The organism is Nonomuraea sp. NPDC059023, from assembly GCF_042740095.1.
GTDB lineage: Bacteria > Actinomycetota > Actinomycetes > Streptosporangiales > Streptosporangiaceae > Nonomuraea.
Genome location: NZ_JBHYIO010000023.1, coordinates 86,502 through 110,265 on the forward strand (window position 1 = coordinate 86,502; position 23,764 = coordinate 110,265).

Here is a 23,764-nt window from a genome sequence, read left to right on the forward strand (position 1 = left end):
GCATGGACCAGCGGATCGTCATGATCGACCCCGGGACGGGGCAGACGCTCACCGAAGAACAGCACGATGAGCGGCTGGCCACGGCGGCCGCGCTGCTCCGGCGGCGAGGGGTGCGGGCGGGTGACACGGTGCTGATCTGCCTGCCGGTCGGATCCGACCTGCTGGTGGCGGCGGACGCGGTGATGGCGGCGGGAGCGGCCGTCTCGCCGCTGGCGCCCGACGGCGACGGCCTCTGGGAGCGGGTCGTGACCAGCTCCGCCCGGCTGATGATCTCCGACGATCCGCGGGCGCTCGCGGCGGCCCAGGACTCCAGGATCAGGGTGGTGATGAGCGCCGCTGAGCTGGGTGCCTAAGCTCGGATTCATGCCGCTTGCGAAGAATTTTCCCGTCATGCTCAGGACCTCGGACGGCATCCGCCTGGAAGGGGTCCACACGCCCTCCGCCTCCGCCTCTGATGCCGGGATCGTGCTGGCCCACGGGTTCACCGGGTCGTGGCGGTGCGCGGACACGCGCCGGATCACGCACGTGCTCAGCCGGTTCGGCGGTGTGGTGTCCTTCGACTTCCGCGGGCACGGGCACTCGGGCGGCGAGAGCACCGTGGGCGACCTTGAGGTCCACGACGTGGAGGCCGCGGTACGGCACGCGCGGGTCATCGGATACCGCAAGATCGCCGTGGTGGGTTTCTCCATGGGGGCGGCGGTCGCCGTACGGCATGCGGGATTGCACGGGGGGATCGACGCGGTGGTCGCGGTGAGCGGCCCCGCGCGGTGGTACTACCGGGGCACCAAGCCGATGCGCCAGGTCCACTGGGCGATCGAGAAGCCGATCGGCCGGATCGCCGCGCGCGTGGTCAAGCGGACCCGGATCGCGCGCGGCCAGTGGGACCCGGTGCCGATGCCGCCGCACGAGGCCGCCGCCCTGATCTCGCCCACGCCCTTGCTGATCGTGCATGGGGACGCGGACACGTTCTTTCCCCTGGAGCACGCCCGTCAGCTCTACGACGGCGCCCGGGAGCCGAAGGAGCTGTGGATCGAGCCGGGGTACGGCCACGCCGAGTCGGCGGCCAGGCCCGATCTGGTTCTCCGGATCGGAAAGTGGATTGATTCGAACCTTTCCTGAGTAATAGGCGTCTACCTAGGGCGGATGGAAGAAAACCGCCGGGAGAAAGTCCTTGGGGAAGGAAACCGCCCCGGGTGGAGACCGTAGGACATACTTCATGTAGTCAGGCGGTCGCCCAGCGTTGCGGGGGCGCGCTGGGTGCCATCTAGACGTGCGAAGGGGCCCGCGGGATCGCGGGCCCCTCTCGTGCCTCCGCACTTTCCCCAGGTCAGCCCAGGTCCACCCGCTTCCGGACCCACCGCTTCCGGGTCCACCCGGGCTCCGGGCCCACCCCGCCTTCCGGGGTTCACCCGCTTCCCGGCCCACCCGCATCCGGGCCCACCCCGCCTTTCGGGGTCCACCCGCATCCGGGCCCACCCGCCGCCGGGGTGATCCGGCGCCGGGTTTGGCTTGTCGGGGTTCGGGTTTTTGTGGCTTTGGGTGGTGGGTCAGCCCAGGCGGGCGATGGTCTTGTACTCCAGGTAGGCGCTCAGGCCCTCGGGGCCCAGTTCGCGGCCGAGGCCGCTGGCCTTGTAGCCGCCGAACGGGACGTTGGCCTCCAGCATGAGGCAGTTGACGCCGTAGGTGCCGGTGCGGACCTGGCGGGCGATGTCCATGCCGTGGTCGGTGTCAGCGGTCCAGACGGTGCCGCACAGGCCGTACTCGCTGTCGTTGGCGATGCGCAGCGCGTCCGCCTCGTCGTCGTAGGGGATGACGGCGAGCACGGGGCCGAAGATCTCCTCGCGGGCGATCCGCATGTCGTTGGTGGCGCCGGCGAAGACGGTCGGGGCCACGTACCAGCCGCGGTCCATCGGGCGGGTCAGGCCGCCGACGACGACCTTGGCGCCCTCGTCCATGCCGATCTTGATGTACCCCTCCACCCGCTCCTGCTGCCGCTTGGCAACCAGGGGGCCGATGCCGGTCGCCGGGTCGGCCGGGTCGCCGACGGGCTGGGAGCTGACCATGGCGGCGACGGCCTCGACGACCTCGTCGTACCTGTTGCGAGAGGCGAGGATGCGCGTCTGGGCCACGCAGGCCTGGCCGTTGTTCATGAGCGAGGCGATGGCGAGCATGCCCATGCTGGCGGGCAGGTCGGCGTCGTCGAGGATGATGGCGGCGGACTTGCCGCCCAGTTCGAGGCTGACCCGCTTGAGCTGCTCGCCGCAGATGGCGGCGATGCGCCGGCCGGCGGCGGTGGAGCCGGTGAAGGCGACCTTGTCGACGTCCGGGTGGGAGACGAGGTGCTCGCCGGCCTCGCGGCCCGCGGGGACGATGTTGAGCACGCCCGCCGGGATGCCGGCCTCGGTGATCATGTCCGCGAACATGTAGGAGTCGAGCGGGGTCTCCGGCGCGGGCTTGAGCACGATCGTGCATCCGGCGAGCAGCGCCGGTGCGATCTTGGTCATCGAGACGAACTGCGGGACGTTCCACGGCACGATCGCGGCCACCACGCCGACGGGCTCGCGCCGGACGGTCGTGGGGCCGAACAGGCCGGGACGCTCCTCCTCCTGCTCGAACGTCTTGCCGTACTCGGCGTAGAACTGCAGCATGCCGAGCGGCTGAGGTGTCTGGGCGAGGTTGGAGAACGTGATCGGCGAGCCCATCTCCTCGGTGATGAGCGCGGCCATCTCGCCCTGCTTGGCGGCGTAGATGTCGGCCAGCCTGCCGATGGCCGCGGCGCGTTCCGCGAAGGTCATGCGGGGCCAGGGGCCGTGGTCGAAGGCCGCGCGGGCGGCGGCGACCGCGCGGTCCATGTCGGCCGGGGTGCCGTCGGGTACCCGGCCCACGACCTCCTCGGTGTGCGGGGAGATGACGTCGATCACACCGGTGCCCGCGGGGGCCACCCATTCGCCCCCGATGAACAGCGTGTCGTGCTGGCGCATGTCGTGAGCCTCCTACCGACCGAATGCTTGCTTGGTTCAGTCTTCCTCTGGCGAAGAGCCGTGTCCAGGGAAACCGAACCATGTTCTGTCCAGAACGGCAAGGGCACGAGGAGCCTTAGCACCCCGTCGCGCCACTCGGGAAGCCTACGGGCCCGGGGGCGCGGGCAACGGCCCGGGAAGGGGCACGGCCCGGGAGGGGGCACGGCCCGGGAGGGGGCACGGCCCGGGAGGGGGGCGTGGCTCGGGAGGGGGTGGGGCTCGGGAAGGGGTGGGGCGCGGCTTGGGAGGGGGCGCAGGCGTGGGGGCTGCGGCCGGGGGAGGGGCCGCGGTGGGAGGAGGTGGTGGGCGGCTGCCGATGCGGGTTGGGTGGGCCTCGTGATGGTGCCCGGTGTTTACTCCGCTTGGCAGCCGCCCGCCTGAGTGGCTAGCCGATCAGGTGCTTCATCGCCCTCCTCACCAGATCGGTCCGGATGGCCTGCGTGGTCAGGCTCTCCGCGCCGAACCCGAGGTAGACCGTGTCACGGGTGACGATGCCGCCGCCCTCCTCGAAGAGCTGGTCGGTGCGGAACCAGTTGTTGACCGAAGGCGCCGACCCCGCCGGCGGGTCGGCCGCGGTCCAGCCGCCCAGGTCCGACTCGAAGGAGGTCTGCTCGGCGCTCGCGCCGTCCAGGGTGACCGTGAAGTCGTCGAGGAAGACGCCGGCGCCCTGGGTGGCCCAGTCGCTGATGTAGGAGATCGACAGCTCGACCTGCTTGCCCGCGTACGGGGTCAGGTCGATCTTCCACTGCTGCCAGCCGCCCGAGTTGCCCGAGGCGGCGTGCCAGGCGCCGGAGGTTCCGGTGGGCTCGCAGTTGACGCCCTGGTAGCGCTGGGTGAAGGGGTGGATGTCGCGCCAGCCGCCGGAGTTCTCGGTCTTGCAGCTCTCCCCGGTGTCCTGGGTGGTGTGGCCGTTGGCGTCGGGCAGGGTGGTCCAGTCGTCCTGCCCGGCGGTGCGGGCCTCGACGGTCAGGAAGTCCCAGGCGCCCTCGGTGTCGTAGGAGGTCCAGAACGACAGGTCGCCGCTGCTCTTGCCGGTCAGGTTGACGGTCTTGGTCAGGCGTTTCCAGGAGACGTCGGCGATGCCGCTGTAGACGTCCCAGGCGCCGGTGTGCGGGTCGAAGGGGCCGCCGGGCCGTACCCACTTGATCTGGGCGGAGCTGGCGAACCGCGGGAACTGCGCGGCGGGCAGGATCGCCGAGGTGGCCACGTAGGAGTTGGTGTGGGTGGGTTCGAGCGTGCCGTTGAAGCCCTCGAACCTGCCGCCCTTGCCCTGGAGGGCGAAGGGGTTGCCGGTGCCGTGGTCGGTGCCGGCGTCGTCGAAGAAGACGTAGGCGCCGAGCCAGTACTGCTGGAAGTCGTTGAAGATCGGGATGCACGGCGGGTCGGACGGTGTCGTGCACTCGGGCTGCGTGGGCTGGTTGGGCTGGTAGAAGTAGGCGCCGTTGTTGTTGGCGGCGTAGGACGGGTATTTGCCGGCGTGCAGCAGCTTGCCGCCCTCGTTGAGGTAGTCGCGCACCGCGAGTTCGGTGTCCACGCCCAGCTTGGACGTGGTGCCGGGGGCCTGGCCGACGCTTCTCGGGATGATGTCGTCGCCGGTCTCCCAGACGATCGCCTTGTAGTGGCTCAGCGTGCCGAGCGGGTGCGGGGCCTTGCGTCCGGCCTTGTCCACGTCGTAGACGTCGGAGCTGTAGCCGGCCTCGTCGAGCGACTTGACGTACTCGTCGGCGTACTTCGCCTCGGTGACGCCCTGGACGGGGCTGATGCCGGTGACGTCCTCGGCGGCCAGGACGAGAACCTTGCCCCCGATGTCGCTGTTGACCTTGTAGGTGAAGGAGTCGCTCTTCTTGGCGATCGAGCTGAACCAGACCTTCACCGTGTCGCCTGGCCGGGTGCCGGTGATCTTGCCGCGCATCCAGTGGTAGTAGCGGTTGTAGCCGTCGCCGTAGCGCTCGCCGCCGCGCCACTCGCCGGTCAGCACGGTCTTGGTACGCCCGCCGTTGACCTGGTACTGCAGCCAGATCGGACCCAGCTTGCGCTTGGCGTTGACCTGGACGACCTGGTCGCGGCCGTTGCTGGTCTCGAAGGTGTCCAGGACGAAGTCCGGTGTCGTGTTGCCCAGGTGGCTGACGGGCTCGACCGGGTTGCGCGCCGACTTGGCCACGTCGAGTGCGAAGGGGATGTTCTTCTCGAACTCCGCCTGGACCAGCGCCTCGTCGTCGGGGAAGACGAAGCCGCAGCCTTCGCAGCCCTCGTTCAGCTCGGGAGTCCAGGACAGCGTGCCGTACTGGGAGTGCGCGCGGTCGTTGGTGTCGCCGTTGGTGATGTACAGCTCGGCGCCGAGGTCGGGGTCGAAGCCGGGGATCGCCGGGTTGGCGTCGTCGCCCGACAGCGCCTCGTAGATCGGGTTGTCGGCGGTCTCCGTGGCGATCTGCACACCCAGCGGGTAGAGCAGCAGCGGGCCGAAGGAGTGGTAGTTCACGTTGAACGCGAACCGGATGCGCTTCATCAGGCCGTCGAACGCCTTGGTCTCCGGCTCGCTGGCCGGGCCGGCGCCCCGGTAGGTGTCGCTGCTCGGGATCGAGGAGGAGCCCTCCTCGTCGTAGTGGAAGTTCGTGGGGAAGTTCCGGTTCGGGTCGACGCCGTCGCCGCGGGTGATGGTCCCGTCGCCGTTCACGTCGCGCAGGTTCTTACGCCAGAGGCGGTTGCCCTCGGTGAAGCTGAAGTCGTAGCCGTCGGGGTTGGCCACCGGCAGGAACCAGAGCTCGGTGGTGCCCAGCAGACTGCGCAGCGACGCCTTGTTGGCGACCACGTGCTTGAGCAGCCGCATGTTGACCTCGGTCGCGATCCACTCGCGGGCGTGCTGCGTGGCGGAGTAGAAGACCGCGGGTTTGGCGCCGTCCGGCAGGATGCGGGCCAGTGAGGTGACCTTGGCGGCGAGGATGTCCTTGCCCTGGATGGTCTTGCCGATGGACATCAGCTTGACCACGTCTTTGTTGGCGTTGGCGATGGACCTGAGCTGGTCGGCGATGCCGCCCGGCTCCGTGTAGGACTTCCAGACGGTGTAGCCGCCGGCGGCCTGGGCCTTGGCCGCCTCCAGTTGTGTCTGGCCCTGCTGGTTGCGTACGGGCTCCGGCTTGTGGCCGAGCTTGGCGAGCCCCGCGAGCCCCGCCTGGTCGGCGGTCAGCTCGATGTGCTCCTTACCGCCGTTGACCTGCTGTTGTACGACGTCGAAGCCTGCCTCCCTGAGCCTCTCGCCGGTGCCGAGCGGGCTGTCGAGCTGGTAGAGCTCGATACGATCGCTGGGCGGCAGTGGATCCACGACCGACGCCTGGGCCTCGACGGAGACCAGGGAGCTGCCTAAGCCGATTAAGACGGCTGTGAGGAGCGTTAGAGAACGTGACACGGTCTGCCCCTTCGCAGAGACGATTCGCTCGCAATTTCGCTCCGCGGGGTGTCCTCGGCAAGACCCAAAGTTCGGGGCTACCTCACAAAGTGGTAGATACTTCGCCAATGGTGCATGGGTTAGTCGGTTCCGGTGGCAACGACCAAGATCATCTTCTATAGTCACCACGTCTAGGAGGGGAGGGACGAGCGTGGGAGTCAGGCGTTTCGCCGCCATCGCCACCGTGCTCGTCGGCCTGCTCGCAGCGCCCCTTCCGCAGGCCGCCACCGCCGATCCCGGCAGCCCCGCGCAGCTGCGCAAGCTGACGAAGCAGGCCGCCCAGCTCAACAAGCTCTTCCGTGGCCAGATCGAGTTCCTGGAGGACGCGCGCATCCAGGCCAAGAAGGCCACCGAGAACGCCGACAAGCTCAGGGGCCAGCTCGGCGCGGCGCGCGGCGAGGTCGCCAACATCGCCCAGAGCACCTACATGAGCGGGCCGCTCGACGGCACCCAGCTCCTGGCCATCGCCGACCCCGCCATGCTGCTCGGCCAGGCCGCGAACATGCAGTACATGTCCGACGAGCGCACCAGCCGGGTCCAGCGCATCGAGCAGCTGATCAAGAGCGCCAACACCGCGAAGAAGGCGGCCGACGCCAAGATCAAGGAACTCGAGAAGAAGATCAAGGAGATGCGCGACAAGCGGCGCGACGTCGAGAAACTCCTGGCCAAGTACGGCTTCCAGACCCCGACCGGCGGCGCGGGCCTCACCCAGCGCATGACCAGCGTGAAGATCGAGGTCATGCAGAACTTCCCCATGCCCTACGGCGTGGGCTGCCTGCGCCCCGGCGACCCCGGCGAGCACGGAAAGGGCCGGGCCTGCGACTTCATGATCTCGCGCGGCTACGCCTCCGGCGCCGACGCCGACCGCGGCGACGCCCTGGCCGAGTTCCTGATCAAGAACGGCTCCCGCCTCGGCGTGATGTACATCATCTGGAAGCAGCGCTACTACGACATCCGCTCGGGCGGCGGCTGGGACCCCATGTCCGACCGGGGCAGCGTCACCGCCAACCACTACGACCACGTCCACGTCTCCGTCTTCTGATGGACTTCGAGGAGCACCGCAGCCACCTGTGGGCCGTGGCCTACCGGCTGCTGGGCAGCGTCGCCGACGCCGACGACGCCGTGCAGGAGACCTGGCTGCGCTGGCGGCAGGCCGACCAGGCCGCCGTCACCGCGCCCCGGGCCTACCTGACCACCGTCGTGAGCCGGATCTGCTACGACCAGCTCGGCTCCGCCCGCGCCAAGCGCGAGTCCTACATCGGGCCGTGGCTGCCCGAGCCGGTGGTCGAGGAGCCGGGGCCGGAGGACCGGGCGACCATGGACGAGTCCGTGGGCATGGCGCTGCTGGCCGTCCAGGAACGGCTGAGCCCGGCCGAGCGGACGTCGCTGGTGCTGCATGACGTGTTCGCGATGCCGTACGAGGAGATCGCCGGCATCCTGGGCAGGAGTCCCGGCGCGGTCCGGCAGCTCGCGGCGCGAGGGCGGCTGCGCGTGCGGGACTACGCGCCGCGGCGCTCGCTCGACCGCGACGAGCAGGCGGCGGCGGTGCGGGCCTTCGCCGCGGCGGCCACCACCGGCGACCTCCGGGCGCTCGTGGCGGTGCTCGACCCGGACGTGGTCTGGCGCTCCGACGGCGGCGGCGTGGTGGGCGCGGCGCTGGTGCCGGTCGTCGGCGCCGAGAAGGTGGCCAGGGTCGTGATGGGGCTGGTCGAGCGCTGGTTCACCGGCATGGCCGCGCACTTCCGGGAGGTCAACGGCGGTCCGGGCGTCGTGATCGTGAACGAGGGTGCCGCCGTGGACACGGTCATGTCCTTCACCGTCTCCGACGGGCGGATCACCGAGATTGATGTGGTGAGAAATCCCGACAAGCTGGGCCATGTGAGGTAGTTCACTCAGACGTTTTCCTCAACCGTCCTGTCTCCCCTGCAGAAGCGAAGGACAGGAGACGGACATGGGCATCATGGACATCGTGGTCATCGGAGCCGGCTACGCGGGCATGACGGCGGCGCTCCGCCTCGACAGGCGCCACCGGATCACCCTGATCAGCGCCGGCGACAGCTTCACCGAGCGGATCAGGCTGCACGAGTTGGCGGCGGGGCGGCCGTCGGTGAGCACGCCGCTGGCCGAGCTGACCCGGGGGACCGGCATCAGGACCGTCGAGGGCCGGGTCACCGGCATCGACGCCGAAGCCAGGACCATCACGCTGGGAGACGGGCGCGAGTTCCGCTATGACACGCTCGTGTACGCGCTGGGCAGCTTCACCGACACGAGCGTCCCGGGCGTGGCCGAGCACGCCTACGCCGCCGAGAACGCGGCCGAGCTGGGAGAACGGCTGCGCCGGGGCGGTGGCCACCTGGCCGTGGTGGGCGGCGGGCTGACCGGGATCGAGCTGGCCACGGAACTGGCCGAGTCGTACCCGCGCTGGCAGGTCAAGCTGGTCACCGGCGCCCACCCGGCCGCCGGGCTGTCGCGCCGTGGCCGCGCGCATGTCGCCAAGGTGCTGTCCAGGCTGGGGGTGAGCGTCCACGCGGACACGCGGGTCGAGGCGGTGACCTCCGGCGGGCTCAGCACGGCGCAGGGCCCGATCGAGGCCGACGTCGTGGTGTGGGCGGGTTCGTTCGCCGTGCCGGAACTGGCGGCCAAGGCCGGGCTGGCGGTGGACGGGCGCGGCAGGACGCTGGTCGACGCCACCCTGCGCTCGGTCTCCCACTCCGACGTCTACGTGGTCGGCGACGCCGCCGCCGTGGACCTGCCGAGGGCCGGGGTCTCGCGCATGTCGTGCGCGGTCGGGATGCCGATCGCCGCGCACGCGGCCGATGCCGTCAACGCCCGCGCCCGCGGCCGCGCGGCCCGGCCCTTCCGCTTCCGTTACATGATCCAGTGCGTCAGCCTCGGCCGCCGCGACGGCGTCATCCAGGTCGTGCGCCGCGACGACTCGCCGATCGAGCTGATCGTGCCCGGCCGCCCGGGCGCGTGGGTCAAGGAGCTGATCTGCCGGTACGCGGCCGGCTCGCTGCGCGTCGCCCGCCTGCTGCCGCGCTCCTACTGGTGGCCCAAGTAGTCCTTCAGCCAGTGGTAGGAGCTCTTGGGCGTACGGCGCAGCGTCTCGAAGTCCACGTGGACCAGTCCGAAGCGCTGGTTGTAGCCCTCCGCCCACTCGAAGTTGTCCAGCAGCGACCAGACGAAGTAGCCGCGCACGTCCACGCCGTCCCGCCGGGCCCGCTGGAGCGCGGCGAGGTGGCCGTCGAGGAAGGCGATGCGCTCCGGGTCGTCGACGGTGCCGTCGGGGGAGAGGCTGTCGGGCTGGGAGCAGCCGTTCTCGGTGACGTAGACGGGCGGGAGCCGCTGGCCGTACCGCTGCTTGAGGCCCGTCAGCAGCTCGTGCAGGCCGTCGGGGACGACGGGCCAGCCGAAGGCGGTGGTGGGGTAACCGGTGATGCCGGCGTCGTCGAAGGGGAAGCCGTCCTGCCGCGGCGCGGCGATGCGGGTGGGGTTGTAGTAGTTGACGCCGAGGCCGTCGATGGGGGTGGAGATCACGTCCAGGCCGTCCTGCGGGGCGTCCTTGCCGAAGGCCGACAGGTCCGGGTACGCGCCGGTGAGGATGGGATCGTTGAACAGCCGGTTGTGCAGCGTGTCGTAGGCCTCGGCGGCGGCGAGGTCCTCGGGGCGGTCGGAGGCGGGCCAGACCGGGGTGCAGTTGTTGGAGATGAGGATCTCGCGGGCGCCGGCCGCGCGGAGCGCCTGGGTGGCCAGGCCGTGGGCCAGGAGCTGGTGGTGGGCGGTGGGCAGGGCGTCGAGCAGCAGGCTCTGGCCGGGGGCGTGCACGCCGAGGGCGTAGCCGAAGGCCATGTGGACGAAGGGCTCGTTGAGGGTGATCCACGTCTCGACCCGGTCGGCCAGGCGGTGGGCCACGATGGCGGCGTAATCAGCGAATTTTCCGGAAATATCGCGGTTCATCCAGCCGCCCTCGTCCTGGAGCTCCTGCGGCAGATCCCAGTGGAACAGGGTGGGCACCGGCGTGATGCCCTCGGCCAGCAGGTCGTCCACGAGGCGGTCGTAGAAGGCCAGACCCTTGTCGTTGGTACGGCCGCCAGGCTGAACTCTCGGCCAGGAGATGGAGAAGCGGTAGGCGTTGACGCCGAGACCGGACATGAGCGCGATGTCCTCGGCGGTGCGGTGGTAATGGTCGCAGGCCACGTCGCCGGTGTGGCCGTCGCGTACGCGGCCGGGCTCATGGGTGAAGGTGTCCCAGATCGAGGGGCCCCGGCCGTCTTCCGCGACGGCGCCCTCGATCTGGTAGGCGGCGGTAGCCGTACCCCACAAGAAGGTGCTCATAAGAGGTGAGTATCACTCATGTAATTGCCGGGCCGAAAGAGCAAGACTGTACTTGCTGGTAATGCGCCAGGATGGAGAACATGACGAGTACCTTGCGCCGCCGCCCCGCCCAGCGCCGCAGCGTGGAGAGGGTTGAGCGGATGCTCGACGAGTGCGCGCTGCTTCTCGACCAGGTGGGGTACGACGCGCTGACCACCAAGGAGGTCGCGCGCCGAGCCGAGGTTCCGATCGGCACGTTCTATCAGTTCTTCCCCGACAAGCAGGGGCTGGTCCGCGCCCTGGCCATGCGCAACCTGGAGGCGTTCCTCCAGCGGGTGACCGAGCGGATCGCCGGAGCCGACCTTGAGCACTGGACCGACCTCGTCGACCTGGCCATCGACGAGTTCGTCGCGATGAAGCGCACGACGCCGGGGTTCGCCGTGGTGGACTTCGGGGAGGTGCTGCCGACGCCCGGCGGACCCGCGGTCGAGGGCACCAACCGGACGCTGGACGCGGCGCTGGAGAACAACGTCATCGTGGCCGACCGGCTGCGGGCGCTGACCGTCGACCTGCTCCACGCCCCCGCGGGGTCGGGGCTGGACCGGGCGCTGCTGGTGGCGGTGGAGGCCACGGACGCGGTGCTGAAGCTGGCGTTCCGCATGCACCCCGACGGCGACCCCGAACTGATCGCCGAATGCAAGCAACTGGTCCGCCGCTACCTGGCCGACCACCTTCCCTAGGGGAGCGCCGAGCGGAGGACGGCCTGGGCGATCGGCGCGGCCGTCTCGCCACCGGAACCGCCGTTCTCCACGACCACGCCCACCGCCACCTCCGGCGCGTCGGCCGGGGCGAAGGCGGTGATGACGGCGTGCGCCGCCGCCCCCTGGGCGTGCTCGGCCGTCCCGGTCTTGGCCGCCACAGCCACGCCGGGGATCGCCGCGGCGGCGCCCGTACCACCGGGCTGGGTGACGGAGACCATCATCGCGGTGAGGTCGGCCGCCACCGTCTCGGGCATCGTGGTGCGGTACTCGGTGGGCCAGGCGCGGTTGATGACCGAGCCGTCGGGCAGGCGGGCCTCCTCCACCAGGTATGGGCGCATGAGCGTGCCCCGGTTGGCGACCGCCGCCGACATCATGGCGATCATCAGCGGCGTCGCCCGGTCCTCGTACTGGCCGATCGCCGACAGGGCGGTCTGCGCCTGGTCCAAGCCCTTCGGGTAACCGCTCTCCGCCACCGGGAGCGGCACGGTCAGCTCGTCGGTGTCGAACCCGAACGCCTGCGCCCCCTCCCGCAGCGTGTCCGGCCCCAGGTCGAGGCCGATGTTGGCGAACGCGGTGTTGCAGGACACCTGGAAGGCGTAGCCCAGCGGCGGATGCCCGTCGCCGCACGGCGTCCCGCCGGAGTTGCCCAGGGAGGTGGTCGTGCCGGGAAGCTGCAGCTGGACGGGCGCGTCCACCTGCGAGGACGGCGTGTACGCGCCGGAGGCCAGCGCCGCCGCCGCGGTCACGACCTTGAACGTCGAGCCGGGCGGATAGTTCTGGCCAAGCGCGCGGTTCAGCAGCGGCCTGCCGGGGTCGGCGCGCAGCCGCCGGTCGGTCTCGGCGAGCTCGCGGGCGTCGAACCCGGCGAAGGCGTTCGGATCGTAGGACGGATACGAGGCCATCGCCAGGATCGCCCCGGTCACCGGGTTGATCGCCACGGCGGCGCCGGGCCGCCCGGTCGCCTTCAAGGCGTCGTAGGCGGCCCGCTGCACCCGGTCCACGATCGTCAGCCGGACGTCGGCCCCCGCCGCGCTCCCGTCCTTCACCAGCGCGCGTACCTTGACCTTGGCGTCGGACCCCGACAACACGCCGTCCTCCGCGTGCTCGACGCCGGTCTCGCGGTAGAGGGACAGGTAGCCGGTCGCGGGCGCGTAGAGCTTCCCTTCTGGATAGACCCGCCGATAGAGGTACGGCCCGCCGTACGCGCGCTCGCTGTAGGCGATCACCGAACCGTCATAGGTGGCGATGTCCCCCCGGGCATGGTCGAACCTGGCGATGATCGTGCGCTGGTTGCGCGGATCGGCGTTCAGGCTGTACGCCTCGAACGTCTGCAGATAGGTGACGTTGGCCAGCAGCGCGAACAACATCGCCGAGCAGACCAGCGCCACTCGGCGCAGGGGGATGTTGATCCGTTTCGCCCTGGGTCCGGCCATGCTCCTCGGTCTAACAGCCGGAAACCCAAGCCAGGGCTAGAGGACGCTGCGGTAGTAGGAAATCTTGTGGTGGATGTACTTCTGCCGCTCGGCGAGGTTGGCGATCTGCTCCTTGACCCGCCGGTCGTGCTCTTCGAGGAGCTCGATGCGCTCGGCGACGGTGTGCTCGCCCTGGCGGACCAGGTCGGCGAAGCGCAGCATCCCGGCGATGGGCATGCCGGTGTCGCGCAGGCAGCGGATCAGGTTCAGCCAGCCGAGGTCTTGCTGGGTGAAGCGGCGCTGGCCTGCGGAGTTGCGCTCGATGCCGGACAGCAGCCCGATCTTCTCGTAGTAACGCAGGGTGTCGAGGCTGAAGCCGGTCTCCTCGACGACCTCCGACGGTGTGTAGACGCTCACGCGACCCATCGTCCCACCTGGAGTGGGCTCCAGGTCAAACTTGACCTGGAGTGGGCTCCAGGACCCACAGTCATCGCCATGAAACTCGCACTGGGCACGATCGGCTTCGGCACCGCCGTCACCATGGACGACACCTTCGCACTGCTCGACCGGTTCGCCGAGGCCGGCGGCACGATGATCGACACGGCCAACAACTATCCCTTCTGGGTGGAGGGGTGCACCGGGGACGAGAGCGAGACGGCCATCGGGGCGTGGCTGGCCGCGCGGGGCAACCGGGACCGGGTGGTGCTGAGCACCAAGGCCGGCGCCCGGCCGACGGTCGCCGGTGACCGTACGCTCGACTCGATGGAAGGGCTGTCGGCGAAGGCGATCGCGAAGGCGGCCGAGGGCAGCCTCACGAGATTGCGGACCGACTACATCGATGTGTATTGGTCGCACATTGATGATGCTTCCGTCACGCTTGAGGAGTCTTTGGGGGCGTTCAACGCGCTGGCCGAGGACGGCAAGATCCGCGCTCTCGGGGCCAGCAACATGCGCGCCTGGCGGCTGGAGCGGGCCAGGAACCTGTCGGCGGGGCGCGGCTGGATGCCGTACACCCACCTGCAGCTGCGCCATACCTACCTACGGCCGCGCCCGCAGACCCTGCAGGCCGAGAGCGCGCACGTGCTGGTGACCGAGGAGACGCTGGAACACGCGGCCGACACCGGGATCTCGCTGTGGGCCTACAACACGCTCATGTCCGGCTCCTACACCGGGCGGGCCGACCGGCCGCTGCCGGAGTCCTACGACCACCCCGGCACCACCCGCCGCCTGGCGGTCCTGCGCGAGGTGGCCGCCGAGCTGGGCGCCACCCCGAACCAGGTCGTGCTGGCCTGGCTGCTGGCCGACGGGCACGTGCCGATCGTGGGCGCCACCCGGCTCGCCCAGCTGGAGGAGGCCATCGGCGCCACCGCGCTGAGCCTCGACCCGGCCCAGAAGGACCGCCTCGACGCCGCCGTCTAGTCGCGGTAGGCCGACGACTGCAGGGTGTAGAGGTCGGCGTACAGGCCGTTCAGCGACATCAGGGCGGCGTGGGTGCCGGCCTCGACGACCTTGCCGTGGTCGAGGACGTAGATGCGGTCGGCGTAGCGGACGCTGGCCAGCCGGTGGGTGATCAGCAGGACCGTGCGGCCGTCGGCGTGGTCGCGGATACGTTCGAACAGGGCGTGCTCGGCACGGGCGTCGAGGGCGGCGGTGGGCTCGTCGCAGATCAGCAGCGGGGCGTCGCGGTGGAAGCCGCGGGCCACGGCGATGCGCTGCCACTGGCCGCCGGACAACTCCTGGCCGTCCTTGAACCGGCGGTCGAGCAGGGTGCGGTAGCCGTGGGGGAGGTCGGCGATGACCTCGTCGGCCCCGGCCACCCGGGCGGCGGCGTCAAGCGCCTCCTCGCCCTTGCCGGTGCCCATGGTGATGTTGTAGCGGGCGGTCAGGGGCCAGCGGGTGTGGTCCTGGGCGATGACCGCGGTGCGCAGCCGCAGCGCCTCGGGCTCGACGTCGCGCAGGTCGACGTCGTCCCAGGTCACGCTGCCCGAGTCGGGTTCGTAGAGGCCGGAAAGGATCTTGGCGAGCGTGGTCTTGCCCGAGCCGTTCTCACCCACGAACGCGATGACCTCGCCCTCGTTGACCTCGATGGAGACGCCGCGCAGCGCCGGGTCGCCGGAGCCCGGGTAGGCGAAGGTGACGTCCTGGGCGGAGATCCGGGCGAAGGACGCCGGAGCCTCCACCGGGCGCGGCTTGGCCAGGCGGCGCTCGGCGTCGTCGCAGAAGTCGAGGAAGTCGGTGAAGTAGAGGCCCTCCTCGTAGAGGCGGTTGGTGGCGTACATGAGATTGCCCAGCGACGACTGGCCCTGGCGGATGGCCAGGACCGCGGTGCCGGCCACGGCCAGCGGGATGGAGCCGAGCGCGAGCAGGACGCCGAGCGCCACGTAGACCAGGCCGCTGCCGAGGCCGCCCAGGGACTCGCCCACGACGCGGGTGAGCGTCTGGCGCTTGGCCAGGCGCAGCAGAACCTCCTGCTCGGCGCGGGCGACCGCGTCGTACATGCGCAGAAGGAAGCCGCGCATCGTGAACGAGCGGACCTCAGCGGCGGGCTGCCGGTTGGCCAGTAGCTCGGCGATGATCCATTTGCGGCGGTTGGCCGGGATGAGGGTGTAGAGGGTGGTGTAGCGCATGCGGGCGCTGCGCACCGCCGCCCACGCGTCGGGCAGTACGGCCAGCAGCAGCAACGGCAGCAGCACCGGATGCAGCACGCCCAGCACGCCGGCCACCGCCAGCAGCCCCACCGCGGCGGTGACCACGTCGATGGCCGAGGTGACCACCGAGTCGGCCATGGCCACGCCGCGCAGCCTGGCCCGCTGCAGCGCGTCGTGGAAGTCTGGGTCGTCGTAGGCGGCGAGCTCGACCCTGCTGGTCAGGCCGTAGAGGCGCTCCTCGGTCAGCCGGCTCACCTGCGGGTCGAGCCGCGACTGCGCCCACCCGGCCCCCGCCTGTACGGCGGTGCGCATCGCCGCCGCCCCCGCCACCAGGGCCAGGCTCGGCAGCGCGGCCACCACCCGGTCGGGCGTCGGACCGTCGCTGAACAGCGCCGTCAGCACCCCGGTCGTGGCCAGCAGCCCGAACGCGGTGAACACCCCGCCGAGCAGGTTGAGCGAGACGGTGGCGACGGTGTCGCGCGGGCTGGCCCGCCACGCCAGCCGCATGGCCTGCCCGATGAGCGAGGGCAGCCGCCTGGCGATGGTGAGGAATCCGGCCTCGGCCATCTTGTCGGTGTGGGCGTGCCAGTCGGAGATGGTGATCTCGCCGATTTCCAGCGCGTCGTCGGCCATGTATGAAGTGTGCGGCAGGGCACTGACAATCCGATCTGGCCCGCGGTCAGATAAGCCTGGTCTGGCTGGCCCCAAATTCTGCGTGACGGGTGTAACACTGTCGGTAGTGCTGTTGCCCGCCCCCCGCGAGGAGTAACGACGGTGCCCACGAACCTTCCGACGGTTCCCAACGCGTTCATCGGCAGGGAGTCCGACCTGGATGAGCTGTTGCGCCTGCTGATGGCGGTGCGTGTCGTGACCTTGTGCGGCACCGGCGGCATCGGCAAGACGCGGTTGTGCCTGAGTGTGGCGCACGAGGCGGTCGAGGTGTTCAGCGACGGCGTCTGGCTGGTGGAGCTGGCCGACCTCGACTGCGGTGACCTGCTGGCGCAGCGCGTCGCCGCGGTGCTGGGCGTGCAGGTGCCGCCCGACGGCGACCCCGCGCAGGCGGTGGCCACGGCGGTCGGCGGCGGCAAGCAACTGCTCGTGCTGGACAACTGCGAGCACCTCATCGAGGACTGCGCCGAACTGTGCACCTACCTGCTGGGCGCCTGCCCCGACCTGCGGGTGATGGCCACGAGCCGCGAGCCGCTGCGGGTGCTGGGCGAGACGGTCTGGCGGGTGCCGCCGCTTTCTCTGCTGCCGGTGGCCGGCGGCGGCAGCGACGCGGTCCGGCTGTTCGTCGACCGGTCGGTGGCCGGCGGCGGGCTGACCTGGACGGCCCAGGACGACGCCGCGGTCAGCGCGCTCTGCGCGGAGCTGGAGGGCATCCCGCTGGCGATCGAGCTGGCGGCGGCGATGACCAGGGTGCTGTCGGTGGAGCAGATCAGGTCGCGGCTGTCCGACCGGTTCAAGCTGCTGACCAGCGGTTCGCGCTCGGCGCCCGCCCGTCAGCGCACGCTGCTCGCCACGGTCGAGTGGAGCTACCGGATGCTGAGCGCCCCGGCCCAGCTGCTGCTGCAGCGCCTGACCGCCTTCCGCGGCGGCTGGACGCTGGAGCTGGCCGAGCTGACCTGCCCGTGCCCGGGACTGGCCGCCGACGAGGTGCTGGCGACGATGGCCGAGCTGGTCGACAAGTCGCTGGTGCTGGCCGACGGCGAGGCGGGCGGCGAGATCCGCTACCGCATGCTCGACACGGTACGCGACTACGGCAGGCAGCGGCTGCAGGAGTCGGGCGACGAGGAGGAGCTGAGGCAGCGGCACCTGGAGTGCGTGTTCCTGGTCTCGAAGCGGCTGGGCGACCTGATCGCGACCTGCGACCGGCGCCACTGGCCGGAGATCACCCGGCGGGCGCTGGTCATCGACGCCATGCAGCCCAACCTGTACGCCGGGCTGGGGTACGCCCGCCGTACCGGCCAGGTGGAGCGGGGCCTGCGCATGTGCACGGACCTGCAGTGGGTGATCATCGCGGGCGGCCGGTTCGACGAGGCGGCCAGGCACATCGACGAGCTGCTGCAGGACGCCGACACGGTCATGCCCGGCCAGGTGGCGCACGCGCTGGCGATCAGGTCGGTGGTCTGCTTCTTCGGCGGTGACGCGGTCGGCGTGGTACGCCACGGCCGCGAGGCGGTGCGCCTGGGCCGGGCCAGCGGCCATCTGATCAGCGAGGCGCTCGCGATCATCATGATGTGCGCGGTGGGCGCCGGCGACGAGGAGATCACCCTCGACCGGGCCGCCGAGCTGGCGGGCAAGGCCGGCGACGAGTACGTACGCTCGCTCGTGACCTACATCAGGGCGCTGCACGCACAGGTCGCCGGGCAGCTGAGGGAGTCGGCCAGGCTGTACGAGCAGATGATCGACAGCCACCGCGACGCCAACGACTGGGGGATGGCGCTGGCGGTGATCGGCCTGGCCCAGATCGCCCACTCCCGCGGCGACCTGGAGGCGGCGGCCCGCCACTACCAGTACGCGCAGGAGCTGCTCGACCCGATCGACCACCGGGGCGAGCGCATCCGCTGCCTGACCGGGCTCGGCCGGATCGCCACGGAGCTGGGCGACTTCGACACCGCGCGGCGCCGGCTGGCCGAGAGCCTGGCGCTCAGCTCGGGCCTGGGCCAGCGGGCGGTCGCGGTCGAGCTGGTCGACGGCTTCGCCGACCTGGCGCTGCGCGAGGGTGAGCACGTGCGGGCCGTACGTCTGATGGCGGCGGCCTCGGCGCTGCGCGAGCGGATGGGCGGCGCGCTGCTGCTCAGCATGAGCGGCGCGCGGATCCAGGAGCTCCTCGCGCCCGCCAGGCGCGCGCTGGGGGAGACGATGGTGGCGCAGTTGTGGGCGGAGGGCCGCACGCTGCCCTGGCACCAGGCCATCGAGTACGCCGTGCGCGGCGAGCCCCCCGTACGCCCCCGCCTGGGCATCCCGGTCCCGGTGGCGCCCGACGGCACCCTGACCGAGCGCGAACGCGAGATCGCCGGCCTCATCGCCCGGGGCCTGTCGAACAGGAAACTGGCCGAGGAACTGGTCATCAGCCCGGCCACGGTGGCCAGGCACGTCAGCAACATCCTGGCGAAGCTCGGCTTCACCTCCAGGACCCAGGTGGCCACCTGGGCGATCGAGCATGGTATGAACGAGTAGTCGATGTCACACTCAGAGTGATGATTACCGCGTGGAACCTCCCCGCCGAGCCCAACCTTTTCGTCGGCCGCGAGTCGGACGTCGACGAGCTGGCCCAACTGCTCGACGTGGCGCGCGTCGTGACGCTGTGCGGCGCGGGTGGCATCGGCAAGACGCGTCTGGCGATCCGGCTGGCGGCCCGGCTCGCGCCGCGCTTCTCCGGCGGCGCCCGGCTGGTCGACCTGTCGGACCTGGGCGCCGACGCGAGCGTGGCCGACCACGTGGCGGCAGCGCTGGGGCTGGCCGCCGACCCGGGCACGCCCCTGCCCGAGCGGATCGGCGAGCGCCGCGTGCTGGTGGTGCTCGACAACTGCGAGCAGTTGGTGGGCGAGTGCGCCGAGCTCTCGCGCGACCTGGTCGGCGCCTGCCCGGGGGTGACCGTGCTGGCCACCAGCAGGGAGCCGCTGCGGGTGCCCGGCGAGACGGTCTGGCGGGTGCCGCCGCTGTCGCTGGCCGGCGATCCGCGGCGTTCGGAGGCGGTGCGGCTCTTCCACGCCAGGGCGGCCGCGGTCCGCCCCGGATTCGAGCTGAGCGACGAGGTGCTGCCGCAGGTGGTAGGGCTGTGCCGGGCGCTGGACGGGCTGCCGCTGGCGATCGAGCTGGCCGCGGCCATGGTCAGGGCGCTGTCGCTGCGGCAACTGGTCGAGCGGCTCGACGACCGCTTCCGCCTGCTGTCGGCCGGAGCCCGTACGGCCCCCGCGCGCCAGCGCACGCTGCGGGCGGCGGTCGACTGGAGCTACCGGCTGCTGTCGGAGCAGGAGCGCCTGCTGCTGCGCCGCCTGGCGGTCTTCCGTTCCTGCTGGACCCTCGACGTGGCCGAGTGGGTCTGCCAGGGCGAGGGCCTGCCCGAGGAGGACGTGCTCGCCCGGCTGTGCGACCTGGTGGACAAGTCGCTGGTCGTGGTCGACGGCGAGATCGCCGGCGAGGCGCGCTACCGGCTGCTGGAGACCGTCAGGGAGTACGCGGTCGAGCAGTTGTCCCAGACGGACGAGGAGATCGACCTGCGCCGGGCGCACCTGGCGGCGATGGCCCGGCTGGCGGTGGAGTTCAAGCAGGCGGTGGCGCCGGGGGCGCGGACGTCCTGGGCGGTGATGGAGCGCTTCGGCAACCTCTTCGACGGCCTCAAGACCGAGATCGGCGCGGCGCTGGACTGGTCGATCGCGATCGGCCGCCAGGAGGTCGCGCTCAGGATGCTCACCGACATGCGCTACATGCTGGTGGCGAGCGGCCGCAATCTCGGCCTGGCCGGGCCTCTGGACCGCCTCCTGGCGACCGAGACCGGCGACCTCGGGCTCCTCGGGCAGGCGACCGTGCTCCGCGGCGAGCTGGCCGTACAGAGCGGCGACCTCGCCACCGCGGCGCGGTGCGCGCGTACCGGACTCGGGATGTGCAGGTCCGCCGGCGACAGCTACGGCGAGGCCGTCGGCATGATCCTGCGCGCCCAGACCTCCGGCGAGCAGGAACCGCTGCGGCAGGCGCTGGAAGTGGCGGCCAAGAGCGGCGACGCGATCCTGGCCTCGATCGCGCAGGGCGCCAGGGCGGGCCTGGCTCTGCACGACGGCCGGCTGCACGAGGCGCGGCGCGCCTTCGAGGAGGTGCTGGCGCTGTGCGAGCGGCTCGACAACCACTGGGGCCTGTCCAACGGCCACATCGGCCTGGCCCAGGTCGCGCGCCGGGTGGGCGACAGCGCGACCGCCAAGCGCCACTACGAGAGCGGCCTGCGCCTGGTACGCCACGTCGACGCCCGCCAGCAGACCATCAGCTGCCTGGCCGGGCTCGGCAGGGTGGCGCTGGAGCAGGGTGACCTGCGCGAGGCGCGGGCGCGGCTGACCGAGGCGCTGGAGCTCAGCCGGGACGCCGGCCTGCGCACGGGCATCGCCCGCAGGCTGGAGGCGTGGGCCGGGCTGCTCGTGGCCGAGGGCGACGAACGGCGGGCGGTGCTGCTGATGTCGGCATCGGTGGCGCTGCGCGAGCGCCGTCCCGAGGCGCGGGAGGAGGAGATCCTCGCGCCCGCGCGCCGCAGCCTGGGTGAGGCGCTGGTGGCGCAGCTGTGGGCGGAGGGGGCGGCGATGAGCGCGGACGACGCGGTGCGGTGCGCGCTCGACGGCACCCTGCCCGAGCGTTCCGACGTGCCGGTGGTGCCGATGGGCCAGGACAGCAAGCTGACGGCCAGGGAACTGGAAGTGGCCGAGCTGGTCTCACGGGGGCTGAGCAACAAGGGGATCGCCGACGAGCTGGTCATCAGCCCGGCGACGGCCGCGCGGCACGTGGCGAACATCCTGGCCAAGCTGGGGTTCGGGACGCGTACACAGATCGCCGCCTGGGTCATCGAGCAGCGCTGAGCGCAACCTCTCTACACATCTTTCCGCACCGGCGGATACATCCTCGAATGGCCATCTCAGTGCATGTGCCGCGCTCCCGGTCGGCCTAGCGTTTGCCATGTGATCGGCCGACCGGCGCCAACCTCCGAACCCCGGTGCTCCGGGGTGCCCACACCGGAGGCGCGCCCGGCCGGTCCGCCGGGAGCGTCGCGTGCCCATCACGGATCAGGGCCTCCTCGGAGGGGTGGGGGTTTTGGTCTGGGGCACGCGACAGCGGGCTCGAGCCGCGCAGGGCTCGAGCCCGCCCCGCAACGGATTCGGTTGACGAACTGTCGAGGAACCCGGTGAATGCACATCGGTATACATACATCGGTGGATGCTGCGGTACGCATGCCCGCCGTACCGTCCTAAGCATGAAGCCGATCGTCTCGTCTGCGGGCACCGTGACCAACGAGGTGTTCGGCCGGGCCTACGAACGAGGGGACCGGCCGGCGCTCGTGGATCTCCACGGCGGCCTCGTGTACAGCTATCGCAGGCTGGTCACCGAGGTGACCAGGGCGGCGTCCGGGATGGTACGCAGGGGCGCCAGGCGTGAGCAGGTCGTGGGCGTCCACGTGAGCACGGCCTGCGCGCAGACGCTGGCCGTCCACACGGTGCTCGCGGCCGGAGGCGTCGCCGCGCCGCTCGACCCGCGCCTGTCGGGGGCGGAACTGGCCGAGCGGCTTTCCGAGTGTGACGCGCGGACGCTGATCACCACGCCGGACCTGGCGCCGCTGTCGCTGCGGGCGGTGGAGGAGTCACGGGTCCGGCAGGTGATCGCCTTCGGTTCCGTGGTCGACACGATCGACTTCGAGGACCTGCTGAACCTGGAGCCGACGCCCTTACCGTCGATCGACGCCCGGCTGCAGGACGCGCTGGTGCTGTCCGGCGGACGCCGGATGGGCCAGCCGGAGCTGCTGGCGCGGATGGCGGAGCTGGACGAGCGGGTGAAGCTGACCGAGTCCGACGTGGTTCTGGCCACCTGGAAGCCCGATGACGGGTGCGATCTGATCGCGCTGGTCGGGCTGGCGGTGCTGAGCGGCGCGCTGGTGGTGGCGGCGGCCATGTCGGACGCCGCGGATCTGCCCGGCACCAAGCACGACTTCGGCGTCACGGTCGTGACCGGACCGAGTGGCGGGTTCGAACGTCTCTGAGCTGTTATCGCGCATGCCTTGACGTCGCCGCGGGCGAAGTGGGTTGATGGCCCTACTGACAACGTTGTCAACCTGAGTTCGTTCGGGGGTCTCGAAGGGACGGTGTGCGATGCGACGACGGTGGTTGGCAGCCGTCGCGATCACGATGGCTGGCCTGCTCGGAGTGACCGCCTGTGGCGGTGGGAACACACCCGCAGGCCAGGCCACCGATGGCGCTACGAAGGCTGCGTCGAGCGACGTCGAGGTCTTCTCCTGGTGGACCGGGCCCGGTGAGGCCGACGGTCTGGCGGCGATGCGGAAGATATTTGAAACCCAGAACCCCAACCTGAAGTTCCTGGACGCCGCGGTCGCGGGCGGTTCGGGGGACAAGGCGAAGGCTCTGCTCCAGACCAAGCTGCAGGGCGGTGAGCCGCCGGACTCCTTCCAGGGCCACGCGGGCGCCGAGTTGCAGGGCTACATCAAGGCCGGGCAACTGGAGGACCTCACCTCGCTGTATGACGAGCTGAAGCTCAAGGACGTCTACCCGGCCCAGCTGGTCGAGCAGATCAGCGTGGACGGCAAGATCTACTCGGTGCCGGTGAACATCCACCGCTCCAACGTGCTGTGGTTCAACCCGGCGGTCCTGAAGGAGGCCGGGGTCGCGGGCGCGCCGAAGACGATCGAGGACTTCATCGCCGCGCTGGGCAAGGTCAAGGCCAAGGGCAAGATCCCGCTCTCGATCGGTTCGGAGTGGACGGTCACCCACCTGCTGGAGAACGTCATGCTCGGCTCGCTGGGCACCGACGGCTACAACGCGCTCTTCAAGCCGGGCGCCAACTGGGCCGCCCCCGAGGTGACCAAGGCGCTGGAGAACTTCAAGACGATCATGTCGTTCGCCGGTGACCCGCAGGACGACTGGCAGCCCGCCGCCAAGCAGGTGGCCGACGGCCAGGCGGCGTTCAACATCATGGGCGACTGGGCCTACGGCTACTTCCACAACCCGCCGGACGGCGGCCTCGGCAAGACGTCGAAGACCGACTTCGACTGGGCGCCCGCGCCCGGTACCGAGGGCACCTACCTGTGGTTGTCGGACAGCTTCACCCTGCCCAAGGGCGCCAAGAACCGTGAGGGCGCGCTCGCGTGGCTGAAGGTGGCGGCCAGCAAGGAGGGCCAGGACGCCTTCAACCCGAAGAAGGGCTCCATCCCGGCCCGCAAGGACGCCGACGCCGCCTTGTACACCGACTACCTCGGTGACGCGCTGAAGGACTGGTCGGGCAACAAGCTGGCCGGCTCCGTCCAGCACGGCGTGGCGGTCAGCCAGCCGTGGCTCACGGCGATCAACGAGCAGGTCGGCCTCTACCTGGGCAAGCAGGACGTGGCAGCGCTGCAGAAGGGTCTGGCCGACGCGGCCATGGCCAACGCGCAGTGACATCAGAGGGGGTACGGCCGGGC

At 70.8% G+C, this 23,764-nt stretch carries 17 protein-coding genes; 11 read left to right on the forward strand and 6 right to left on the reverse strand.

Annotated features, from left to right (window positions below; genetic code table 11):
- The first annotated feature begins 2 nt into the window (after positions 1 to 2).
- Positions 3 to 353 carry an AMP-binding protein gene (locus ACFWYW_RS34025; RefSeq protein ID WP_184960361.1) on the forward strand — a complete coding sequence of 117 codons (351 nt, stop codon included), beginning with the start codon at positions 3 to 5 and terminating at the stop codon, positions 351 to 353.
- A gap of 10 nt (positions 354 to 363) precedes the next feature.
- A complete protein-coding gene (locus ACFWYW_RS34030) occupies positions 364 to 1,119 on the forward strand; it encodes an alpha/beta hydrolase (RefSeq protein WP_379612449.1) in 756 nt (251 codons plus the stop codon).
- A gap of 428 nt (positions 1,120 to 1,547) precedes the next feature.
- Here ACFWYW_RS34030 and ACFWYW_RS34035 read toward each other — a convergent pair whose 3' ends face one another.
- Positions 1,548 to 2,981, reverse strand: a complete 1,434-nt coding sequence (locus ACFWYW_RS34035; protein ID WP_379612448.1) for an aldehyde dehydrogenase — start codon at positions 2,979 to 2,981, stop codon at positions 1,548 to 1,550.
- A gap of 424 nt (positions 2,982 to 3,405) precedes the next feature.
- On the reverse strand, positions 3,406 to 6,339 hold the full coding sequence (locus ACFWYW_RS34040) for a M14 family zinc carboxypeptidase (RefSeq protein ID WP_379612447.1): 2,934 nt from the start codon (positions 6,337 to 6,339) through the stop codon (positions 3,406 to 3,408).
- A 274-nt stretch (positions 6,340 to 6,613) separates the two neighbouring features.
- Here ACFWYW_RS34040 and ACFWYW_RS34045 point away from each other — a divergent pair, with 274 nt between their 5' ends.
- The 3 genes from ACFWYW_RS34045 (at position 6,614) to ACFWYW_RS34055 (ending at position 9,523) form a co-directional block, all read left to right on the forward strand.
- Positions 6,614 to 7,504, forward strand: coding sequence for a coiled-coil domain-containing protein (locus ACFWYW_RS34045; protein ID WP_379612446.1), 891 nt, complete (start codon positions 6,614 to 6,616; stop codon positions 7,502 to 7,504).
- Positions 7,504 to 8,349 (forward strand): RNA polymerase sigma factor SigJ, encoded by an 846-nt coding sequence (gene sigJ / locus ACFWYW_RS34050; protein WP_379612445.1) that lies wholly within the window; start codon positions 7,504 to 7,506, stop codon positions 8,347 to 8,349. The genes ACFWYW_RS34045 and sigJ overlap by 1 nt, the downstream gene beginning before the upstream one ends.
- A 64-nt stretch (positions 8,350 to 8,413) precedes the next feature.
- Positions 8,414 to 9,523: an NAD(P)/FAD-dependent oxidoreductase gene (locus tag ACFWYW_RS34055; protein WP_379612444.1), complete on the forward strand. Its 1,110-nt coding sequence runs from the start codon at positions 8,414 to 8,416 to the stop codon at positions 9,521 to 9,523.
- On the opposite strand, the gene ACFWYW_RS34060 is transcribed toward ACFWYW_RS34055, so the two are convergent.
- Positions 9,505 to 10,797, reverse strand: coding sequence for a GH1 family beta-glucosidase (locus ACFWYW_RS34060; protein ID WP_379612443.1), 1,293 nt, complete (start codon positions 10,795 to 10,797; stop codon positions 9,505 to 9,507). The genes ACFWYW_RS34055 and ACFWYW_RS34060 overlap by 19 nt on opposite strands.
- Positions 10,798 to 10,868: 71 nt before the next feature.
- Between ACFWYW_RS34060 and ACFWYW_RS34065 the strand changes: the two genes are divergently transcribed.
- Complete coding sequence (locus ACFWYW_RS34065; RefSeq protein WP_379612442.1) at positions 10,869 to 11,516, forward strand: TetR family transcriptional regulator; 648 nt, start codon at positions 10,869 to 10,871, stop codon at positions 11,514 to 11,516.
- Here the strand turns inward: ACFWYW_RS34065 and ACFWYW_RS34070 are convergent.
- Complete coding sequence (locus tag ACFWYW_RS34070; RefSeq protein WP_379612441.1) at positions 11,513 to 12,970, reverse strand: peptidoglycan D,D-transpeptidase FtsI family protein; 1,458 nt, start codon at positions 12,968 to 12,970, stop codon at positions 11,513 to 11,515. The genes ACFWYW_RS34065 and ACFWYW_RS34070 overlap by 4 nt on opposite strands.
- Before the next feature lie 36 nt (positions 12,971 to 13,006).
- Positions 13,007 to 13,375, reverse strand: a complete 369-nt coding sequence (locus tag ACFWYW_RS34075) for a MerR family transcriptional regulator (RefSeq protein ID WP_379612440.1) — start codon at positions 13,373 to 13,375, stop codon at positions 13,007 to 13,009.
- Positions 13,376 to 13,444: 69 nt separating this feature from the next.
- Between ACFWYW_RS34075 and ACFWYW_RS34080 the strand changes: the two genes are divergently transcribed.
- Positions 13,445 to 14,368, forward strand: coding sequence for an aldo/keto reductase (locus ACFWYW_RS34080; protein ID WP_379612439.1), 924 nt, complete (start codon positions 13,445 to 13,447; stop codon positions 14,366 to 14,368).
- Here the strand turns inward: ACFWYW_RS34080 and ACFWYW_RS34085 are convergent.
- Entirely contained in the window at positions 14,365 to 16,230 is a 1,866-nt protein-coding gene (locus ACFWYW_RS34085; protein ID WP_379612438.1) for an ABC transporter ATP-binding protein, read from the reverse strand. The two genes, ACFWYW_RS34080 and ACFWYW_RS34085, sit on opposite strands and share 4 nt — an antisense overlap.
- Before the next feature lie 141 nt (positions 16,231 to 16,371).
- Between ACFWYW_RS34085 and ACFWYW_RS34090 the strand changes: the two genes are divergently transcribed.
- From ACFWYW_RS34090 to ACFWYW_RS34105, 4 genes are all read left to right on the forward strand, one after another.
- Positions 16,372 to 18,780, forward strand: a complete 2,409-nt coding sequence (locus ACFWYW_RS34090) for a LuxR C-terminal-related transcriptional regulator (protein WP_379612437.1) — start codon at positions 16,372 to 16,374, stop codon at positions 18,778 to 18,780.
- A gap of 20 nt (positions 18,781 to 18,800) precedes the next feature.
- Complete coding sequence (locus ACFWYW_RS34095) at positions 18,801 to 21,161, forward strand: tetratricopeptide repeat protein (protein ID WP_379612436.1); 2,361 nt, start codon at positions 18,801 to 18,803, stop codon at positions 21,159 to 21,161.
- A gap of 392 nt (positions 21,162 to 21,553) precedes the next feature.
- On the forward strand, positions 21,554 to 22,333 hold the full coding sequence (locus ACFWYW_RS34100) for an AMP-binding protein (RefSeq protein WP_379612435.1): 780 nt from the start codon (positions 21,554 to 21,556) through the stop codon (positions 22,331 to 22,333).
- Between the two features lie 109 nt (positions 22,334 to 22,442).
- Entirely contained in the window at positions 22,443 to 23,741 is a 1,299-nt protein-coding gene (locus ACFWYW_RS34105; RefSeq protein WP_379612434.1) for an ABC transporter substrate-binding protein, read from the forward strand.
- The last annotated feature ends 23 nt before the right edge of the window (positions 23,742 to 23,764 follow it).